Genomic DNA, 19483 nt, shown 5'->3' with positions numbered 1-19483 from the left:
TATCGTTTGGCGATAAGCGCCTTATGCCCGCTCCGGCTTTCACCGGGGCATGCCTTGCGCAGCCCGCCGCCCGTCGCCTAAACTCAAACCCGCCTCCCTTCGTCGCTACCCTAGGAAACACCATGCCCCAGCGATCGATCCCCCTGCTGTTCACGGCCATCGCCCTCCTCGCCGGCGCGGCCATGCCCGCCCTCGCCGGAGAAGACAACGACCATGCGGTCTACAAGGAACTGCTGGAAAGCAGCCTGAAGGACAAACGCGGCCTGAAATTTTTCATCAACGGCAACACCGTCGGCGGCGCGGTGACGCGCTTGATCGGCGACGAGGCCGTGGAAGTGCGGAACCAGGAATTCGGCCGCATCGTCATCCGCCTGGACCGCGTCGATGCCATCGCCGGGCAATGATCCGGCGGCCCGCCGCGGCGCCGTTCGAGCGGGAGCCTGCGCATGTTGTTGACGGTGTTGGAAGTCGCTTTCGGCCTAGTGTTCGTGCTCGGCGTCATCACGCAGCTGATCTGGCCGTTGCTGACGGACAAACCGCTGTTTCCCGGGCTCGGCCAACGGCATAAACGCCGCCGCCCGGCAGCGCGCCAAGCGGAAAAAACCGTCGACGGCCAAGTCGTCGCCATCGAAAAGCCCCGACAGGAAACCGAATCATGAGCGAAACAGCCACGCCGCGCCCGGCCACGGGCATGCGCAAATTCACCGGCATCAGCCTGTCGCTGTTGCTGTTGTTCGTCGGCCTGTGGTCGTCCACCAACCTGGTGGAAATGCTCGACTCCACCGAGGTGATGGTCATCCAATACCCCAACGGCACGCTGATCGCCGCCACCGAACCGGGCTGGTATATGCAGTGGCTGGGCCGGGTGCAGAAATATCCGCTGCGCAAGCAGTTCTCCTTCGCCGAGTCCGACAACGAAAGCCTGCGCATCCGCTTCAACGACGGCGGCCACGCCAACGTGTCCGGCGTCATTTCCTGGGAAATGCCCACCGACAGCGAACACCTCATCATGATCCACCGCAAGTTCGGCAATCCCCATGCGGTGGAGCAGCAAATCGTCCGCCCCACGCTGGAGTCGGCCGCCTACACCTCCGGCCCGTTGATGTCGTCCACCGAGTCGGCGGCGGAAAAACGCAATATGCTGCTGCAATTCATGCAGGACCAGGCCAAAAACGGCACTTACAACACGCGCATGGTGTCGCTGCGCGTGCCGGATCCCCTGACCGGCATCGAAAAAACCGTCAATTCCGCCGAAATCGTCATGGAGGGCGGCAAGCCGGCGCGGGAACAGGAAAGCCCAGCCAAGGTGTTCGGCATCAACCTGCTGCCCATGACCATCAATGCGATCAAATACGACGCCGCCATCGAGCAGCAGATCACCAACCGGCAGATCGCCATCCAAGGCGTGCAGATCGCCCAGGCCAACGCCCTGAAGGCGGAACAGGACGCCATCACCACGGAAAAGACCGGCCAGGCCAAGGCGGCGGAAGCCAAGTGGGCGCAGGAAGCCATCAAGGCGCAGAAAGTCACCGAAGCCCAACAAAAGCTGGAGGTGGCCCAGTTGGAAGCCCAGGCCGCCGAACAGTACAAGCGCAAGATGATCCTGGAAGGCCAGGGCGAGGCGGAAAAGAAACAGCTGGTGATGAACGCCGACGGCGCCCTGGACCAGAAGCTGGCTGCCTACGTGGCGATCCAAAAGGCCTACGCCGACGCCATCCAAAACTACAAAGGCAACTGGGTGCCGCAGTTCGTGACGGGCGGGGGCGCCGCCGCCGGCTCCGGCGCGCAGCAGATGATCGACCTGCTGTCCATCAAGGCCGCCAAGGACTTGGGCATCGACATGTCGATCCAGGGCGCCGCCAACACGGCGAAAAAATAGCCGGCGACCCAGCTCTTCCTGCCCGTGGAACAACTACTCCGCTTCGAGCCGGCCATCCGGCTGGCCTGTTTCCTCGGCGTATTCGCCGCCATGGCGCTGTGGGAAACCCTGGCGCCGCGCCGCGCCCGCCTGCTCAGCCGCTGGGCGCGCTGGCCCAGCAACCTGGCCGTATCCACTCTCAACAACCTGCTGCTGCGGCTGCTGCTGCCCACCACCGCGGTCGGCCTGGCCGCCGCCGGCGGCCAACAGGGCTGGGGCCTGCTCAACCACTACCCGCTGCCGGCCTGGGCCGCCGTCGTCCTGTCGGTGACGGCGTTGGACTTGATCATCTATTTCCAGCACATCCTGTTCCATGCGGTTCCCGCCCTGTGGCGGCTGCACCGCATGCACCACGCCGACCTGGACCTGGACGTGACCAGCGGCTCGCGCTTCCATCCCCTGGAAATCGTCCTGTCCATGGGCGTCAAGCTCGGCGCCGTCGCCGCCTTGGGCGCGCCGGCTACGGCCGTGCTGATTTTCGAAATCCTGCTCAACGCCACGGCCATGTTCAACCACAGCAACGTGCGCCTGCCCGCGCGTCTGGACCGTATGCTGCGCCGGATACTGGTGACGCCGGACATGCACCGGGTACACCACTCGGTGTTGCCCGAAGAAGCCAACAGCAACTTCGGCTTCAACCTGCCTTGGTGGGATCGCTGGTTCGGCACCTACCTCGATCAACCCGCCGCCGGCCACGAGGGCATGACCGTGGGCCTGGAGCAGTTCCGCACAGCGCGCGACCATTGGCTGGACCGGATGCTGCGACAGCCCTGGCGCGAAGACCGGGGCCGCTACACCATCGGCCGGCAGCCGCCGGCGGCGGGGTAGCCGGGCGAGAAACGATTGGAGGCCAGGTCGCAGAGAACCCGGCCAAGCGGATAGCTCCCTCTCCCGAGGGGAGAGGGGACAGAAAGGCAATGATTTCTGGGTTAAGGACAGAGGAGAGGGATTCCGAACACCGAGCCGGCTAACAACAAGCCCCGAAGCTTTCGCCGCCGCCGGCCGGCGGGCCGCAATCGAACAAGCCGTAGTGGGTGGACATATTGCCCTCGACGCGGAAATGCCCGCCGTAGCGGGTGTCGCGCAGCATGGCGGCGGTGTTGCCGCAGACCAATAGCGGTTGGCCGGTTTTCAGCAAGTGATGGTCGTCCAGGGCGAAAGCGTGGGGATGGCCGGGGATGCTGCCCAGGTAATAAGCCACCTGGCCGTAGTCCTCGCAGCGGTCTTCCAGATCCAATTTGAAAGCGCGCACGGTCATGGAGCGGAAGCCGATCATGCCGGCTTTCGCCTCCACCTCCGGGTCGTTCAAAGCGATACGGGCGCTATGGGTGATGCGGTAGTCCAGGCAGCCGATGGCGGCCATCAGGCGGCGGAAATCCTCCACATAGAGGGCGCCGCCCAGGCACTCGCCCAACAGCACCGGATCCCGCGCCAACGGGGCCGGCACGCGGCGGTCGGCGAACACGTCGGAGAAATACAGCTCGCCGCCGGGCTTGAGCACCCGCCAGATTTCCGAGAACACCCGGCCCTTGTCCGGCGACAGGTTGAGCACGCAGTTGGATACCACCACGTCCACCGAGGCGTCGGCCAGGCCCAGGCTTTGCAGGTCTTCGATGTAACCCTGCAGGAAACGCACATTGGGCCGCTGGTAGCCGAATTTTTCCGTGTGGTAGCCGATGTGGCGGTTGGCCACCGCCAATTGTTCCTCGGTCATGTCCACGCCGATGACCCGCCCTTGCGCTCCCACCAGCTTGGAGAGAATGTAGGCATCCCGCCCCGACCCGGAGCCCAGGTCCAGCACCGTGCGGCCCTCCAGCAGCGGCGGAATGGGCGAGCCGCAGCCGTAGAAGCGCTCCTTCACCTCCGGATGCAGCTCCGCCAGAATCGCCCGCAAGGGCTCGGGCATGGCATCGCCGGTGCAGCAGGCGCTGGTTTTCAGGTCGGCTTTGGACGCCAGCACTTTGCCATAGTAGTCCTGGATGGCGGCGCGGGTGAGATGTTCGCTCAGCATCGGCGCAACTCCTTCGATATTGCCGGCGGCCTCAGCCGATTTTCACCGTACGCCCTTCCGCAGCCGATTGCAGCGCCGCCACGATGGTGCGGCAGTTGGCCTTGGCGTCGGCGAAGGTCAGCCGGGTAGGCTTGCCGTTCAGCACGCAGTCGCTGAAGTGTTCGATTTCCAGGTTGAAGTGATTGGCCGCCGGCAGCCGCTCCTCGCTTTGCCGGCCGTCCTCCGTCCACCATGAAATCACCGGTACATCGCCCGGCAACTGCCATACCACGTGGCATTTGATGCCGCCCTTGGTGCCGGTGATTTCGTATTCGGTGCGGCGGGCCCGCTCGAAGCTGATGTCGAACTGGGCGTGCCGGCCGCTGCCGAAGTCGAGGACGCCGCTGGCGGTAACGTCCGCGCCGCTTTCCACGTATTTCGCCAGGGCCGTCACCGCCAGGGGATCCGTATCGAACCACTGGCGCGCCGAGTGGATGGCGTAGCAGCCGATGTCCCACATGGCGCCGCCGCCCTGCTCGACGCTGTCCGCCAGGCGGTACATGCGCGCCGGCCGCATCATGAAGGAATAGCTGGCGCGCACGCTGCGCACTTCGCCGATGAGGCCGGAATCCAACAGCTCGCGCACCCGGGCGTGCTGGGGATGGAAGCGGTACATGAAGCCTTCCATGACGGTGACGCCCCGCTGTTTTGCCGCCGCCTCGATGGCGTCGATGTCGGCCACCGTCAGCGCCATGGGCTTTTCCACCAGCACGTGCTTGCCGCGGCCGATGGCGCGCAGCGCCCACTCGGCGTGTTCCTTGTTGGCCATGGGGAGATAGACCGCCTGAATGTCGGCATGGTCCAGCAGCCGGTCCAGATCGTCGTAACACTGCACGCCCTGCTGCTGCGACGCGTATTTGGCCAGGGTTTCCGCAGCGGCGCCGGGGCGGCGGCTGGCGATGGCCACCAGTTCGGCATTGGGCGCTTCGACGATGGCCGGCAGCAGACGCTCGTTGACGCGGGCCGCGCCCAGGATGCCCCAGCGGAGTTTGGTTGGATTGGTCATGCACTCGCCTCCTCTTCGTTCTTGCTCGATCCGCGCATGATAACGGAGGCGGCGGTTCGATGCCGCTCCGGCGGCGAATCAGGCGCCGGCTTTGCGAAACGCCTTGGGCGTCACGCCGTAAGCCTTGCGGAACGCGCGGGTGAAGTGGGCGTGGTCGTAAAAGCCCAATTCCAGGGCGATGTCGCAGATGGGGCGATGGAGGGCGTTGGGATCGGCCAGCTTTTCCCGCGACAGCTCCAGGCGGCGGCGATGGATGTATTGGCAGAACGTGCTGCCGCTTTCGGCGAAAATCTTGTGCAGATAGCGCTGGGAAATGCCCAAGGCTTGCGCGGCCTTGAGCGGGCTGAGGTCGGCGCTGTACAGGTGGCGGTCCACGTACTCCTTGATGGCTTCGCAGCTGACCCGCTTGCTGGCCTGCCTGGCCAGATTGAGGTTTTTTTGGACGTCGCCGCTCAAGGCACGATCGGTTTTAAGCCCTGTCGAGCCCTCTCGTCGCCGTTCGTGTAGCGTCTGTTTCATAGCTTCTGCGCAGGCCTGAGGCAACCGTTCGCGGAGCCGCAAGATTGTTTTTGTTATCGGGGTCAGGCCCTAACCATCCTCCGCGCAACGGTAAGCCTGCGGTTCGATGCCTTGCGTCGGCGCCGATTCGCAACGATTCTAGCGCCCCTCCAAGGGTGCACTTGTAAGCCTAAGCTGATATGCGTGTAAGCCTAGGCTTACAAATTTCCGAAAATATGGATCAAAGCCTGAACATTCCGGCATTTGCCTTATTCATTGTTTTTCCTTATTAGTAACAAGGTCAAACCTGTGCTAGCGACCCGGCGTGATCGCTCGATCTCGCGATCACGCCGGATTGTCGCTGCCGATATAGAAACACTCCACCCCCAGCTCCGATCGCACCCGCTCCATCAGCGCCTGTATGCCGAACTGCTCGGTGGCGTGATGGCCGCCAGCGTACATGTGGATGCCGGCTTCCTGCGCCTCGTGCCAATCGTGCTCGCTCATTTCGCCGGTGAGGTAGGCGTCCAGCCCCTCCCGCGCCGCCTGCCGCCACTCGCTGTTGGCGCCGCCGGTGATAATGCCCAGGCTGCCCACCAAGGCGTCGGGATCGGCGGAGGCCAACAGCACTTCATGCTCCAATACTTGCCGCAAGCGCTGCCGTAACAGGGCGGCGGCCATGGGCTGGGCCAACACGCCCTTGACCCCGGTGGGAGAACCTTGGTAATCGCCGAAAGGCTGCTGCTGCTCCAACCCGATCAAGCGTCCCAGCGCCGCCGCGTTGCCCACTTCCGGATGGCCGTCCAGGGGCAGATGGTAGGCGAACAGGTTCACGTCATGTTTCACCAGGGGCGCCACCCGCTTGGCGTAGGGCCCGACGATGGGCCGAGCGCCGTGGAACTTCCAGAACAAGCCGTGGTGCACCACCAAAGCCTGCGCGCCGCCCGCCACCGCCTGGGCCACGGAGTCGGCGGTGGCCGACACGGCAAAGGCGATCCTGTCGATCCGCTTGCCCCCCTCCACTTGCAGGCCGTTGGGTCCGTAGTCGGCGTAACTTTCCGGCTGAAGCAGTTGGCTGAAAAATTGTTGCAGTTGGCGGCGGGTCAAGCTCATGGCGGCATCCGGGAAAAGAAAGGCCGCCGCAGCTTAGCGGCAAACGCTCGCCGCCTCAACGGCGGCAAAAACCGCATTGCACGAGCGAAAATCGCCCGGTTTGGGTAGACTGGCGGCAGTTTTCAACGAGAACCCACTCCCCATCGGGAACCGAGCAGAAAGTCCATCCATGAAACCGACCAGCAAACCGCAAAGACCCTTTTTCTCCTCCGGCCCCTGCGCCAAGCGTCCGGGCTGGACCACCGCAGCCCTGGACGGCGTCTGCGCCGGCCGCTCGCACCGCTCCAAGCCCGGCAAAGCCAAGATCACCGAAGCGCTGAACCTCAGCCGCGCCGTGCTGGGCCTGCCGGACGACTACCACATCGCCATCATGCCCGGCTCCGACACCGGCGCGGTGGAAGCGGCACTGTGGTCGTTGCTGGGCGAGCGCGGCGTGGACGTGCTGGCCTGGGAAAGCTTCGGCGAGGGCTGGGTGACGGACATCGTCAAGCAGCTGAAACTGACCGACGTCAATGTTTACAAAGCCGGCTACGGCGAGTTGCCCGACCTGTCCAAGGTGGACTGCAACCGCGACGTGGTATTCACCTGGAACGGCACCACCTCCGGCGTACGCGTGCCCAACGGCGACTGGATCGCCGCCGACCGCCAAGGCCTGACCATTTGCGACGCCACCTCCGCCGCGTTCGCCATGGACCTGCCCTGGAGCAAGCTGGACGTGGTTACTTACTCCTGGCAGAAAGTGCTGGGCGGCGAAGGCGCCCACGGCATCCTCATCCTGTCGCCGCGCGCCGTGCAGCGCCTGGAAAGCTACACGCCGCCCTGGCCGCTGCCCAAGCTGTTCCGCCTGACGGCCAAAGGCAAATTCGCCGCCGGCATCTTCCAGGGCGACACCATCAACACCCCCTCCATGCTGTGCGTGGAAGACTATCTGGACGCCCTGCGTTGGGCCGAATCCATCGGCGGCCTGCCGGCCTTGATCCAGCGTTGCGACAGCAACTTCGGCCTGATCGCCGACTGGGTGGCGCAAAGCAACTGGGCCGGCTTCCTGGCGCAAGCGCCGGAAAGCCGCTCCACCACCTCGGTGTGCCTGTCCGTGGTCGATCCGGCCTTCCAGAAACTCTCCCCGGAAGAACAAGCCGCCTTCACCAAGAAACTGGCGGCGCTGCTGGACAAGGAAGGCGTGGCCTACGACATCGGCGGCTACCGCGACGCCCCGCCGGGCCTGCGCATCTGGGCCGGCGCGACCGTGGAAGCGGACGACCTCCGCGCCCTGCTGCCCTGGCTGGACTGGGCCTACGCCGAAGCCGCCGCGGCTTAAGCCCATGGTCAGCGCAACCCCCTACGACGCGGTGCTGTTCGATTGCGACAGCACCCTGTCGGCCATCGAAGGCATCGACGAACTGGCGCGGCAGGCAGGCCTGTACGACAAGCTGGCCCCGCTCACCGCCGCCGCTATGGAAGGCAAGCTGAGCCTGGAAGCGGTCTACCGCCAACGGTTGGACGCCATCCGTCCGACCCTGGCGGCGGTGGCCGCCCTGGGCGAATGCTATATCCGCCACGTGGTTCCCGGCGCCGGCGAAGTCATCGCCGCCTTGCAGCAAAGCGGCAAGCGCGTCCACATCGTCAGCGGCGGCCTGCGCCAAGCCGTGCTGCCCCTGGCCGCCTACCTGGGCGTGGCGGCGGAAAACGTCCATGCCGTGGACATCTATTTCGACGAAGAAGGCCAATACCGCGACTTCGACGAAGCCTCCCCCCTGGCCCGCAGCGGCGGCAAAACCGTGGTCTGCCGGCAAGTGGCGGAGCGGGAAGGCAACATCGTGCTAGTGGGCGACGGCATGACCGACTTCGAAGTCACCGAATCCGGCGTGGACTTCATCGGCTTCGGCGGCGTAGTGAAACGAGAGTCGGTGCGGCACAGCGCGCCCCGCTACATCGAAGACGCCACGCTGCTGCCGGTGTTGGATTACGTGCTGGCCTAACCGCTAGAACCGGACCCTGCCCGCGATGGCTCATATCGCGGGCAGGCCCCACTCCCACAACGGCTGCCCAACCCCGCAATTCTTCCGCCGCAACGGCCTCAGCGCCGCTCCGCCCTGCGCACCGTCGCGGCGATTTCCTTGCTGATCTGCGCCAGGGCGTCGCCGTAGGCGGCGGCTACGGCTTGGTAGTCCGTGCCCGGCAGTTTGGCGCGGGCGCCGGCGCGGCCGTGCAAGGGCGGGGCATCGGGCGCGCCGCGCACGGTCCACAGGGCTTCCACGACGGCGTCGCCGCCCAGGGTGGCTTGCAAGTCGACGATGTCCACGGCGACGCGCAGATCCCCTTCCACCCCGGTGGCGGTGCCGAACACGGACACGCGGGGCGTGCCCAGTTCGCGCGCCAGGTTGGCGGCCAGCACGCGGGCCACTTGGCTTTTGAGAGGCTCGGCCCAGCGGTGGGCGTCGCTGATGTCCACGGTGTTGTCGCCGCTGCGCAGCACCAGTTGCACCCGGTCCACCGCTTCCGGCAAATTCACCGGTCCCACCACCACGCCGGCTTGCGCCTTGTCGGAAGGCTGGCCGGCGGACGCGGGCGGCATTTGCAAGGTGTAGTAACGGGGTTTCGGCGAGCTGCCGCAGCCGGCCAAAGCCAGGCAGGCGATGAGGACGCGGAAGGTTCTGGTGGTCATGGGAATTAGTCCTCTTTGCCGCGAATCAGCGCTTCCGGTTGGGTGTCCAGGGTGTCGGTGAGGGATCTGAGCGCGCGGGCGGCCCTGGCGGTTTCGTTGAGGGTGTCGCGCAGTTCCTGTTGCAGGGGCGAATCGGCTTTCAGCGTGCGGCGCAGTTCTTCCAGGGTGGCGCGGGCTTCCGGCGCGGTTTCCTTGTCCAACCGTTGCAGCAGCTGATCCATGCTGGCGACGGTGCGGTTCAAAGTTCCCAGGGCGGCGTTGACGTTGCCGCCGATCTGCTCCAACGGCACTTTGTCGACTTTCTTCAACAATTTGGCCAGGGACATTTGCAGTTCTTCGATGCTGCCCGGCACGGCGGGCAATTGCAGCGGCTTCCTGGCCCAGTTGATCTTGAACGGCGGCACGTCGGGGAAAAAGTCCAACGCCACGTACAGCTGCCCGGTCAGCAGGTTGCCGCTGCGCAGCTGGGCGCGGAAGCCGCGGCTGACCATGGCGTCCAGCAGCTCGTTGCCGCCGCCTTTTTCCGTTTCCGCCAGCTTGCCTTCGCCCAGATGGGCGCGCATGCGCTCCGGATAAATGGCGATTTCCACGGGAAAGTGAAACCACTGGCCTTGCTTCTGGTACTCCACGTTGATGGACACGACTTCGCCGACGACGATGCCGCGGAAGTCCACCGGCGCGCCGACGGTGAGCCCGCGCAGGGACTCCGGGAAATGCAGGACGAAGCGCTGCGGCTCGCCGTCGGGCGGTTTCATGGCGGCAGCGTGGTCCGGATAGAGGACGAACTGGGCGTCGTCGCTCGGCGCAGGACTTTCGCCGGCGTCGGGCAAGGTTTCGAACGCGATGCCGCCCAGCAGCACCGAGACCACCGACTGGGTGTGTACGTGCATGCCGCTGGCATCCAGGGAGACGTCCACGCCGCTGTCGTTCCAAAAGCGGGTGGCGCGGGTGATGAATCGGTCATAGGGCGCATGGACGAAGACCACCACATGCACGTCGGTGCCGTTTTTGTCCAATTCGTGGGCGATCACTTCGCCGGCCTTGATATGGCGGTAGTACACCGGGGAACCGATATCTAGCGACCCCAGGTTGCCGGCTTGCAGGGTGATTTTGCGGCCGGGCAGATCGCCGGTGAGGATAGGCGCCACTTCCAGCCCGGTGAATTCGCGCCGGGGCTCGTCGGACTTGCCCACGTCCACGCCGATATAGGCGCCGGACAACAAGGTGCTGACGCCGCTGACCTGCCCGCCGGTGACGCGCGGACGCACCACCCAGAAGCGGGTGTCCTTCATCAGGAATTTCTCGGCGTCCTTGTGGAATTGGGCGGTGACGATAATGTGGCTGCGGTCGTCGGAAATGCCGACCTCCGTCACCTCGCCGATGTCCACGTCTTTATAGCGGATGCGGGTTTTGCCCGGCTCCAGGCCTTCGGCGGTGAGGAAGCTGATGGTCACGGTGGGGCCGCGCTGCATGACGGCGTGTATCGCGATCCAGCCGCCGATGAGCGCGGCGACGATGGGCACGATCCAAACCAGCGGCAACGGCGCGCGTCGGCGCGGCAAGGCGATGGCTTCGGGAATATCTTGCAATGGCGGTATTTCAGGCATCGTCGTTATTCTGCGTGTCCCAAATCAGGCGCGGATCGAAAGCCTTGGAGGCCAGCATGGTCAACACCACCACCGCGCCGAAAGCGATGGCGCCCGGCCCGGCGCTGATGGTGGCCAGGGAGCGCAGCTGCACCAAGGCGGAAAGTATCGTGATGACGTAAACGTCCAGCATGGACCAGCGGCCGATAAATTCCAGCAAACGGTAAAGCTTGGTGCGCTCCAGCGGCCGCCAGGCGGAATCCCGTTGCACCGACACCAGCAAAAAAGTCAGCGAAGCCAGCTTCACCAAGGGCACCACGATGCTGGCGAAAAACACCAGCGCCGCCAGCGGCCAAGAGCCGCTGACCCAGAGGTAGACGACGCCGCTCATGATGGTGTCCTGCTGGGTTCCGGTGAGAGAGGCGGTCCGCATCACCGGCAGCAGGTTGGACGGAACGAACAGGATATAAGCCGCAATCAGCAAAGCCCAGGTGCGCCCGATGCTATCCCGCTTGCGCCGGTGCACGGCGGCGCCGCAGCGCGGGCAGAGCGAGCCGTGCGCGCCCGGCGGCGCGCGCGACACCAATCCGCACACGTGACAGGTTTGCAAACCCAAATCCGCCGCCGTCAAGGGAGGCATGGCCTGGCCGCTCATCGACCCGCCGGTATCCGGTCCCACAGGCCGTGGGCGTCCAATGCCGCCGACGACGCGGCCAGCAGCACCATCAAAGCGGCGTAAGCCCACAGCGCGATGCCCGGCACGATGCCGGCGAGATGCGACAGCTTAACCACCGACACCAGCACGCCCAGCATGAACACCTCGATCATGCTCCACGGCTCCAGCGCCAAAACCACGCGCAACAACAACGGCAGCGCGCGCAACGCCACGCCAAAATACAGCAAACCCAACACGAAAATGGTGATAGCCAACTCAAACGCCGGTGCCAACATGGTGGTGAAGAACACCAAGCCGGCCACCAGGGGCATGTCCTCGTCCCACAGCGTCAGGACGGCGCCGAACAAGGTGGTGGCGTTGTGATTGCCCTTCGCCTCGATGCCGACGATGGGGAAAGCGTTGGCCAGGACGAACACCATCGCCGCGGCCAACAGCAGGGCCAGAGGACGGTCGAGGCTGGCCGAACCGTTGCGGTACAGCAATGCCCCGCAACGGCAGCATATCGCCGCCCCGGCGGGCGGCAGCGGGATTTCCCGCTGCAATTGGTCGCATTCGTGGCAGGCGATGAGCTTGGCAGCGGAACACACGTCAATCACCGCGCCGGCATGGCGTCGATTCACCGCCGCGGGCTACAGCACGAAAAACCGCCGCCATACTGACGATGCTTTTTGCTTAGACGTTGAAGCGGAAATGCACCACGTCGCCGTCTTTCATGACGTAGTCTTTGCCTTCCAGGCGCCATTTGCCCGCTTCCTTGGCGCCGGCCTCGCCGTTGTATTGCACGAAGTCCTCGTAGGCGATCACTTCGGCGCGGATGAAGCCTTTTTCGAAGTCGGTATGGATGACGCCGGCCGCTTGCGGCGCGGTGGCGCCGACGGGGATGGTCCAGGCGCGCACTTCCTTCACGCCGGCGGTGAAATACGTGTAAAGATTCAGCAGGCTGTAGGTGGCGCGGATCACGCGATTCAGGCCCGGTTCCTCCAGCCCCATGTCGGCCAGGAAGTCGCCTTTTTCCGCGTCGTCCAACTGGGCGATTTCCGCTTCCATGGCGGCGCACACGGGCACCACTTGGGCGTTTTCGGCAGCGGCCATGTCGCGCAGCCGATCCAGCAGGAGATTGTTGTCGAAACCGTCCTCGTCCACGTTGGCGATGTACATCATCGGCTTGATGGTGAGCAAGTGCAGGTCGCGCAGCAGCACCGCCTCTTCCGGTGTCAGGGACAAGGTGCGGGCCGGCTTACCGCTGTCGATGTGCTGGTAGAGGGCCTCCAGCACGCGCTTCTTTTCCAGTTCTTCCTTATTGCCGGTTTTAGCCACCTTGCTGGAGCGTTGCAGGGCTTTTTCCACGCTGGCGAGATCCGCCAGCCCCAGTTCCGTGTTGATCACCTCCACGTCGGACAGGGGGTCCACTTTGCCGGAGACGTGCACGATATCGTCGTTCTGGAAACAACGCACGACGTGGGCGATGGCGTCGGTCTCGCGGATGTGGGCGAGGAACTGGTTGCCCAGGCCTTCGCCCTTGGAAGCGCCGGCCACCAAACCGGCGATGTCGACGAACTCCACCACGGCGGGCTGGATCTTTTGCGGCTTGACGATGGCGGACAAGGCGTCCATGCGCGGATCGGGCACCGGCACCACACCGACGTTGGGGTCGATGGTGCAGAAAGGGTAGTTTTCCGCGGCGATGGCGGCTTTGGTGAGGGCGTTGAACAGGGTGGATTTGCCCACGTTGGGCAGGCCGACGATTCCGCAGTGTAATGCCATGATAATGCTAGGTAATTAGAGAAAAATTGAAGGCGGGCCCAAGGCCGACGCCGGTTTAGGGGAAGCTGGAGCTCACCACCCGATCGCGCCCTTCCCGTTTGGCTTGGTATAGCGCCCGGTCGGCTTGGGCCAGCAAATTGTCGAAGGCCCAGCCTTCCCGTTGCGCCAGGTCGTGATCCAGGGCCGCGACGCCGATGCTCACGGTAACGCACAACCGCAAAGCGTCCACGCCGACGGTCAATGCGCGCGCCGCTTGGCAAAGCCGCTCGGCGAATTTTACCACCTGCTCGGCATCGGTAACGGTGGCGACGATGGCGAACTCCTCGCCGCCCATGCGGCCGAGGATATCGACCTCCCGCGATTCGCGCTGCAGCATGGCGGCGAAACCGCTCAGCACTTCGTCGCCGGCGGCATGGCCGTGCTGGTCGTTGATGGATTTGAAATAGTCCAAATCCAGCAGCATCACGCTCAAAGGCTCGCGATAGCGCAGGGCGCGAACGAAAGCGGTCTGCGCCTGCGGCATGAGGTAACGGCGGTTGTATAGCCCGGTCAGCTCGTCGACGAAGGACAGCGCCTCGAAGCGCTGCTTGAGGGTGCGCGCCTCATCCAAAGCCTGCTGCAACTCCAGGGTGCGGGCATGCACCGCGCCTTCCAATTGGTGCAACAAACGGCTGTTGCTCAACATCAGCGCCAGCAGCGCGCAATAAACGTCCAGCAACCGCTCGTGCCATTCGGTGAAATGGTTGGCGTGGGGGTGGGAAATATTGAGCACCCCCATCAACTCCCCTCCCGACAAGATGGGCGCCGAAATCAGGCAGCCCGGCCCGGTGGCGGCTTCGCCCTTGGCGGCGAATCTATCGTCGTTCTTGCAATCGCGGCAATGCTGCAATTTGCGCGTTTGCGCCGCCCGCCCCATAACGCCCTCGCCCACGCCGAATTCCAGCGGACTCACCGCCTGGCGGACGGCCGGCTCCAGGCCCAGCGGCTCGGCGCACTCGTCCCAGTCCACGCCGGTGACATTCACCAAGCGCTCGCCCTGGAGCAGGAACAGCGAGCAGCGCTCCATGTCCTGGTTGCGCATCAAGGCGATCAGCGCGTGCCGCACCAGCGTGCGTTCGTCCAGGAGCCGCACGTCCAAGCGCATCAGCTCGTGCATGGTAGAGAGCGAGCCGATCAAGTCGATGAATTGAACGCCCAGCTCGCTGCCGGCCGACTTCAGCTCGCCGATGAAACTGTCCGGCATCATGGCGGATTGCCCAGCAAGCGAGCGCTTTCGGCCAATTCCAGCCGCTTGGCCTTAACGGCCTCGAGCACGCGCGGCAAGCCGTCCGCCTCCAGCCCCAGCTCCTCGGCCAAAGCCTCGTACGCCTGACGGTCGTCCTCGCCCCGGTAGCACTGCTGCGCCAGGCAACGGGCCAAACGCACCACGGAAGCCAAAGGCGAAGCGGCCTGGGAGCCGCCGTCGGCCATGGACATGATGGCCAGGCATAAAGCGTCCGGGAAATGCCAACGCGACGCCAGCCAAGCGCCCGCGCGGTACTGATCCATGCCCAGCTCGCCGCGCAACTGTTGGGACAAACGGACGCCGCTTTCCTCCGCTGCGCGGAACATGGCGGCCATTTCCTCGGGAAAGGTATGCACCAGGGCCAATAGGCCCAGATTGGCCAACAAGCCGGTGGTATAGGCCACGCCGGCATCCACTTTGGCCTGGCCGGCCAAGCGTTGGGCGAAAATGGCGGTGAGCAGCGATTCGCACCAGAATTGCTCGCCCTGAAACGCGGCGCAACGGCTGGTATCCAGCGTTTGCGACAGCAACTGGGTGTACACCAGGCTTTTGACGGTATTGAGGCCCAGCACTTGGTAGATGGCCTGGCGAATGGTGCTGACCGCGCCGGACTGGCCGAAATAGGCGGAGTTGGCCAGCCCCAGCAGGCGGGCCGTGAGCGCCGGGCTGTTTTCCACGGCGACGTAAAGCTGATCCAGAGTGGTCTGCTCGTCGCGCACGATTTCCAGCAGCCGCTGCAGCTCCACCGGAATAGGCGGCAGCAGCCTTAGCTTATGGATCGCTATTCGGGCGGTTTTAGGGAAATCGTGACTGACTGAGCCCATGTCGCCGTCGATGGTTAGGGTTGTTCCGAGATAAGAACGCGCACTCCGACAGGAATCCGATCATACAACTCTAAAATATCCGCATTTTTCATGCGGATGCAGCCGTGCGATGCGGGTTGCCCAGGGACGCCATGGCCGGGGCTGCCGTGAATGTAAATGAAGCGCCATGCCGTGTCCACTTCGCCGTAGCGGTTGCGGCCCGGCTCCAGGCCGCCCAGCCAGAGGATGCGGGTCAAAATCCAGTCGCGCAGCGGATATTGCGCCTCTAGTTCGGGACCGTAAACCTGGCCGGTCGGCCGCCGGCCGACGAGCACCGCGCCCGACGGCAGGCCGCCGCCGATCTTGGCGCGGACTTTATGCCAGCCGCGGGGCGTGCATTCGCTGCCGCGTTTTTCCCCTGGACCGTTCTTGGCGGTGGATACCGGATAGGTCCGTTCCACCCGGCCATCCCGCAGCACGTCCAGGCATTGACGCGGTATGCTGACGCGCAGGTAAAAATCCGGCGTCTCCATCAACGCTCGAACACAGCGATGGATTCCACGTGGGCGGTGTGGGGAAACATGTCCATGATGCCGGCCCCCAGCAAACGGTAACCCAGTTCGTTGACCAGGATGCCCGCATCGCGCGCCAAGGTGGCCGGGTTGCAGGAAATGTACACCACCCGGCCGGCGCCGAAGCGCGGCAACTGGCGGACGATTTCCTGGGCGCCGGCGCGGGCCGGATCCAGCAGGATTTTGTCGTAATGGCGCTGCGCCCAGGGCGCTGCGGAAACGTCGGCGAATAAGTCGGCGGCGAAAAACTCCGCGTTGCTTATGCCGTTGCGCTGGGCGTTGTCACGCGCCCGCTGAACCAGCGGCGCGTCGCCTTCCACGCCGGTGACGGACTTCGCCTGCCGCGCCAGGGGCAGGGTGAAATTGCCCAGGCCGCAGAACAAGTCCAGCACATCCTCGTCCGCCGTCGGCGCCAACAGCCCCAGGGCGCGCGCCACCATGGCGCGGTTGATGGCCGGATTGACCTGGGTGAATTCGGTGGGGTTGAAGTGGAAATGCACGTCCGCCTCCGGCAAGGCGTAGGACGGCAACGCGGCGCTGTCTTCATGCACCGGCTCGATGCTGTCCGGGCCTTGCCGCTGGGTATAGACGGCGTAACCATGCGCCTCGCCGAAAGCGCGCAACGCCGCCAGATCCTCCGCCGCCGCGTCCTGCAGAATGCGGAACACCAGGGCGCAATGATTATCGCCCACGCCGATTTCGATTTGCGGCAACTGCTCGCGCACCGTCAGGCCGGCCACCAGCTCCGCCAGCAGGGACAGTTTTTCCCCCACCGCCGGATGCAATACCGGGCAAACGTCGATGTCCGCCACGAACGGGCCGCCCTTTTCGCGGAAGCCCACCAGCGCACGGCCCTTCTTGCGCACGTATTTCACGCTGAGCCGCGCCTTGTGCCGGTAGCCCCACAGCGGCCCGCGCAAAACGTCGAACACCTCCGCCGGCTGCACCTTGCCGATGCGGCGCAATTGCTCCAGCAGCAGTGTCTGCTTGTGGCGGATTTGCGCCTCGTGCTCCAGGTGCTGCAAGCTGCACCCGCCGCAGATGCCGGCGTGGGGGCAATGGGGCGCGATGCGCTCCCCGGAGGCCTCCAGCACCGTCGCCACCTGGCCTTCGGCATAGTCGCGGCGTATTTCGGTATAAGTGAACGTGACGGTTTCGCCCGGCAGAGCGCCGTCGATGAACACCACCTTGCCGTCCATGTGGGCCACGCCGCGCGCGTCGTGGTTGAGGGACTCGACGACGGCTTGGCGCGGCTCTTTCGGCAGGGGCTTGCGGTTGTAGTTTCTGCGCGCCATCAGTCTGGAAACACCCCGGTGGACAGATAACGGTCGCCCCTATCGCAGACGATGGCGACGATGACGGCGTTCTCCAACTCTTGCGCCAACCGCAAAGCCGCCGCCACCGCGCCGCCGGAGGAAACGCCGCAGAATATGCCTTCTTCCCGCGCCAGGCGGCGGGTCATTTCCTCGGCGGTTTGCTGATCCATGTCCAGGATGCGGTCCACCCGCTCCGGCTGGTAGATTTTCGGCAAATACTCCTGCGGCCAACGGCGGATACCGGGGATCTTCGACTCGCCTTCCGGCTGCACGCCGATCACCTGGATGGCCGGATTGACCTCCTTTAAATAGCGCGACGTGCCCATGATGGTGCCGGTGGTGCCCATGGAGCTGACGAAGTGGGTAATCGCGCCCTGGGTGTCGCGCCAGATTTCAGGTCCCGTGCCTTCGTAGTGGGCGCGGGGATTATCCGGGTTGGCGAACTGATCGAGGACTTTGCCTTCGCCGCGCGCTTCCATGGCCCGCGCCAGATCGATGGCCGCTTCCATGCTGCCTTTTTCCGGCGTTAGGATGATTTCCGCGCCGTAGGCCTTCATGCTGGCGCGCCGTTCCGCGCTCATGTTTTCCGGCATGATGAGGGTCATGCGGTAGCCCTTGATGGCCGCTGCCATGGCCAGGGCGATGCCGGTGTTGCCGGAGGTGGCTTCGATCAACCGGTCGCCGGGCTTGATGTCGCCGCGCGCTTCCGCGTGCTTGATCATGCTCAGGGCCGGGCGGTCTTTCACCGAACCGGCCGGGTTGTTGCCCTCCAGCTTGACCAACAGGGTATTGGAACCCTGTCCCGACAAGCGCTGCAAACGCACCAAGGGAGTATTGCCGACGAAAGATTCCAGGGTAGGGTAATTCATGTTTGCACCAAGGTTCACAACGAGGCCGCATACTCCAAACATTAACGACGAGTCCGGAGGGCGGCGCCCCTGTCGCAGGTAAGCGGCACAAATCGGCGCGCTTGCCGGCACAGAAAAGTCGGCACGGCAGCGCGCCGGGGAAAAGGATCGCCATTATAGCGTACGGCAGGACGAATCCGGCCCACGTCCCATCCAACAGGGTTGCACTGAGCTAGATCGGGTAAAATGCCGCCCATTTGACTGCAGAGGCGCACTATCGTGAACAATCCTACCGGCTCGCAACTCCCGCCCGAATGGGCGCCACAAAGCGCGGTTTTGATGGCTTGGCCGGAGCCAGGCGGCGATTTCGGCCCCTGGCTGCCTCAAGTGGAGCGCAATTATTGCGATGCGGCCCGGGAAATCAGCCGCCGCCAGGGTTTGATCATCGCCTGCCGCGACAGCGGCCACCGCAAGCATATCGAAGGCTTGCTGAGCGGCGCGGCGGACATGGCGCGGGTGATCTTCGTGGAATTTCCCTATAACGACTGCTGGGTGCGCGATACCGCCCCCATCACCGTGTTAAGCGACGGCCAGCCGCTGTTGCTCGACTTCCAATTCAACGGCTGGGGCGGCAAGCACGATTGCGCCTTGGACGCGCAACTGGCGCAAAACCTCATCGCCACCGGCATCTTCGACGGCGCCGCCCAAGAAAAAGTGCCCATGGTGCTGGAGGGCGGCAGCATCGAGGTGGACGGCCGCGGCACGCTGCTCACCAGCAAGCGCTGCCTGCTCAACGTCAACCGCAACCCGTCCATGACCCGCGACGACATCGAAGCGGCGCTGACGCAGCGTTTCGGCCTGTCGCGCGTCCTATGGCTGGATTTCGGCCACGTGGAAGGCGACGACACCGACTCCCACATCGACACCCTGGCCCGCTTTTGCAGCCCTGACACCATCGCCTACACGGCCTGCGACGACCCCGAAGACTCCCACTACATCGAATGCGGGCTCATGCGCGACCAATTGACCGAGTTCGCCACGGCCGACGGCAAGCCGTACACACTGGTGCCCCTGCCCATGCCCAAGGCGATCCACGATGAAGACGGGCTGCGCCTGCCGGCGGGCTATGCCAATTTCCTCATCATCAACGGCGCGGTGCTGGTTCCGGTATACGACGATCCGGCGGACGCCGTGGCCCTGCAACGCTTGGCCGGCTGTTTCCCCGACCGCGACATCGTGCCTATCGACTGCCGGCCGCTGATCCACCAATACGGCAGCCTGCATTGCGCCACCATGCAATTTCCGCAAGCCTTGAGCATTGCGGCCCTGCGGAAGCCTTAAATAATCCCGCGGAGCGCGTCCGTTTCCCACAAGCCTTTTAAT

General features: G+C 64.6%; 21 protein-coding genes. 7 read left to right on the top strand and 14 right to left on the bottom strand.

Going from position 1 to position 19483, the window contains the following annotated elements; genetic code table 11:
• The first annotated feature begins 122 nt into the window (after nt 1-122).
• The 4 genes from K5607_RS03215 to K5607_RS03200 are packed head-to-tail and all read left to right on the top strand — an operon-like array spanning nt 123 to nt 2746.
• Entirely contained in the window at nt 123-404 is a 282-nt protein-coding gene (locus tag K5607_RS03215) for a hypothetical protein (RefSeq protein ID WP_054774576.1), read from the top strand.
• A 42-nt stretch (nt 405-446) separates the two neighbouring features.
• Nucleotides 447-659, top strand: a complete 213-nt coding sequence (locus K5607_RS03210; protein WP_054774577.1) for a hypothetical protein — start codon at nt 447-449, stop codon at nt 657-659.
• On the top strand, nt 656-1879 hold the full coding sequence (locus K5607_RS03205; RefSeq protein WP_054774578.1) for an SPFH domain-containing protein: 1224 nt from the start codon (nt 656-658) through the stop codon (nt 1877-1879). The genes K5607_RS03210 and K5607_RS03205 overlap by 4 nt, the downstream gene beginning before the upstream one ends.
• Before the next feature lie 24 nt (nt 1880-1903).
• Nucleotides 1904-2746: a sterol desaturase family protein gene (locus tag K5607_RS03200; protein ID WP_246598942.1), complete on the top strand. Its 843-nt coding sequence runs from the start codon at nt 1904-1906 to the stop codon at nt 2744-2746.
• 139 nt (nt 2747-2885) lie between these two features.
• Here K5607_RS03200 and K5607_RS03195 read toward each other — a convergent pair whose 3' ends face one another.
• The 4 genes from K5607_RS03195 to K5607_RS03180 all read right to left on the bottom strand — a co-directional run bounded on the left by K5607_RS03195 (nt 2886) and on the right by K5607_RS03180 (nt 6585).
• The gene (locus tag K5607_RS03195; protein WP_221048172.1) at nt 2886-3929 is read right to left on the bottom strand and encodes a methyltransferase domain-containing protein; all 1044 of its coding nucleotides are present in this window, start codon (nt 3927-3929) and stop codon (nt 2886-2888) included.
• A gap of 31 nt (nt 3930-3960) precedes the next feature.
• On the bottom strand, nt 3961-4974 hold the full coding sequence (locus K5607_RS03190) for a Gfo/Idh/MocA family protein (protein WP_221048171.1): 1014 nt from the start codon (nt 4972-4974) through the stop codon (nt 3961-3963).
• Between the two features lie 78 nt (nt 4975-5052).
• A complete protein-coding gene (locus K5607_RS03185; RefSeq protein WP_221048170.1) occupies nt 5053-5430 on the bottom strand; it encodes a helix-turn-helix transcriptional regulator in 378 nt (125 codons plus the stop codon).
• Between the two features lie 387 nt (nt 5431-5817).
• On the bottom strand, nt 5818-6585 hold the full coding sequence (locus tag K5607_RS03180; RefSeq protein ID WP_054774149.1) for a Nif3-like dinuclear metal center hexameric protein: 768 nt from the start codon (nt 6583-6585) through the stop codon (nt 5818-5820).
• Nucleotides 6586-6754: 169 nt separating this feature from the next.
• On the opposite strand from K5607_RS03180, the gene K5607_RS03175 reads away from it, so the two are divergent.
• On the top strand, nt 6755-7903 hold the full coding sequence (locus tag K5607_RS03175) for a phosphoserine transaminase (protein WP_221048169.1): 1149 nt from the start codon (nt 6755-6757) through the stop codon (nt 7901-7903).
• Nucleotides 7904-7907: 4 nt separating this feature from the next.
• Entirely contained in the window at nt 7908-8564 is a 657-nt protein-coding gene (locus K5607_RS03170; RefSeq protein WP_221048168.1) for an HAD-IB family phosphatase, read from the top strand.
• Between the two features lie 98 nt (nt 8565-8662).
• Here K5607_RS03170 and K5607_RS03165 read toward each other — a convergent pair whose 3' ends face one another.
• From K5607_RS03165 to cysM, 10 genes are read right to left on the bottom strand one after another with little or no spacing between them, the layout of a single operon-like run.
• Nucleotides 8663-9250 (bottom strand): PqiC family protein, encoded by a 588-nt coding sequence (locus tag K5607_RS03165; protein ID WP_221048167.1) that lies wholly within the window; start codon nt 9248-9250, stop codon nt 8663-8665.
• Between the two features lie 5 nt (nt 9251-9255).
• Nucleotides 9256-10857, bottom strand: coding sequence for a PqiB family protein (locus tag K5607_RS03160; protein ID WP_221048166.1), 1602 nt, complete (start codon nt 10855-10857; stop codon nt 9256-9258).
• Entirely contained in the window at nt 10850-11476 is a 627-nt protein-coding gene (locus K5607_RS03155) for a paraquat-inducible protein A (RefSeq protein ID WP_221048165.1), read from the bottom strand. Before K5607_RS03155 ends, K5607_RS03160 begins: the two co-directional genes overlap by 8 nt.
• A gap of 11 nt (nt 11477-11487) precedes the next feature.
• Nucleotides 11488-12132: a paraquat-inducible protein A gene (locus tag K5607_RS03150; RefSeq protein ID WP_217994918.1), complete on the bottom strand. Its 645-nt coding sequence runs from the start codon at nt 12130-12132 to the stop codon at nt 11488-11490.
• 52 nt (nt 12133-12184) lie between these two features.
• Complete coding sequence (gene ychF / locus K5607_RS03145; RefSeq protein WP_054773327.1) at nt 12185-13276, bottom strand: redox-regulated ATPase YchF; 1092 nt, start codon at nt 13274-13276, stop codon at nt 12185-12187.
• 55 nt (nt 13277-13331) lie between these two features.
• A complete protein-coding gene (locus tag K5607_RS03140) occupies nt 13332-14522 on the bottom strand; it encodes a GGDEF domain-containing protein (protein WP_221048164.1) in 1191 nt (396 codons plus the stop codon).
• Nucleotides 14519-15385 carry an HDOD domain-containing protein gene (locus tag K5607_RS03135; RefSeq protein ID WP_221048163.1) on the bottom strand — a complete coding sequence of 289 codons (867 nt, stop codon included), beginning with the start codon at nt 15383-15385 and terminating at the stop codon, nt 14519-14521. The genes K5607_RS03140 and K5607_RS03135 overlap by 4 nt, the downstream gene beginning before the upstream one ends.
• Before the next feature lie 14 nt (nt 15386-15399).
• Nucleotides 15400-15897 (bottom strand): L,D-transpeptidase, encoded by a 498-nt coding sequence (locus K5607_RS03130; RefSeq protein ID WP_054773324.1) that lies wholly within the window; start codon nt 15895-15897, stop codon nt 15400-15402.
• Nucleotides 15897-17231, bottom strand: a complete 1335-nt coding sequence (rlmD, locus tag K5607_RS03125; protein ID WP_221048162.1) for a 23S rRNA (uracil(1939)-C(5))-methyltransferase RlmD — start codon at nt 17229-17231, stop codon at nt 15897-15899. The genes K5607_RS03130 and rlmD overlap by 1 nt, the downstream gene beginning before the upstream one ends.
• The gene (gene cysM / locus K5607_RS03120; RefSeq protein ID WP_054773323.1) at nt 17231-18121 is read right to left on the bottom strand and encodes a cysteine synthase CysM; all 891 of its coding nucleotides are present in this window, start codon (nt 18119-18121) and stop codon (nt 17231-17233) included. Before cysM ends, rlmD begins: the two co-directional genes overlap by 1 nt.
• A 258-nt stretch (nt 18122-18379) precedes the next feature.
• On the opposite strand from cysM, the gene K5607_RS03115 reads away from it, so the two are divergent.
• Complete coding sequence (locus K5607_RS03115; RefSeq protein WP_246598941.1) at nt 18380-19441, top strand: agmatine deiminase family protein; 1062 nt, start codon at nt 18380-18382, stop codon at nt 19439-19441.
• Nucleotides 19442-19483 lie beyond the last annotated feature (42 nt).

The organism is Methylogaea oryzae, from assembly GCF_019669985.1.
GTDB lineage: Bacteria > Pseudomonadota > Gammaproteobacteria > Methylococcales > Methylococcaceae > Methylogaea > Methylogaea oryzae.
This window is presented reverse-complemented; position numbering and strand designations above follow the sequence as displayed.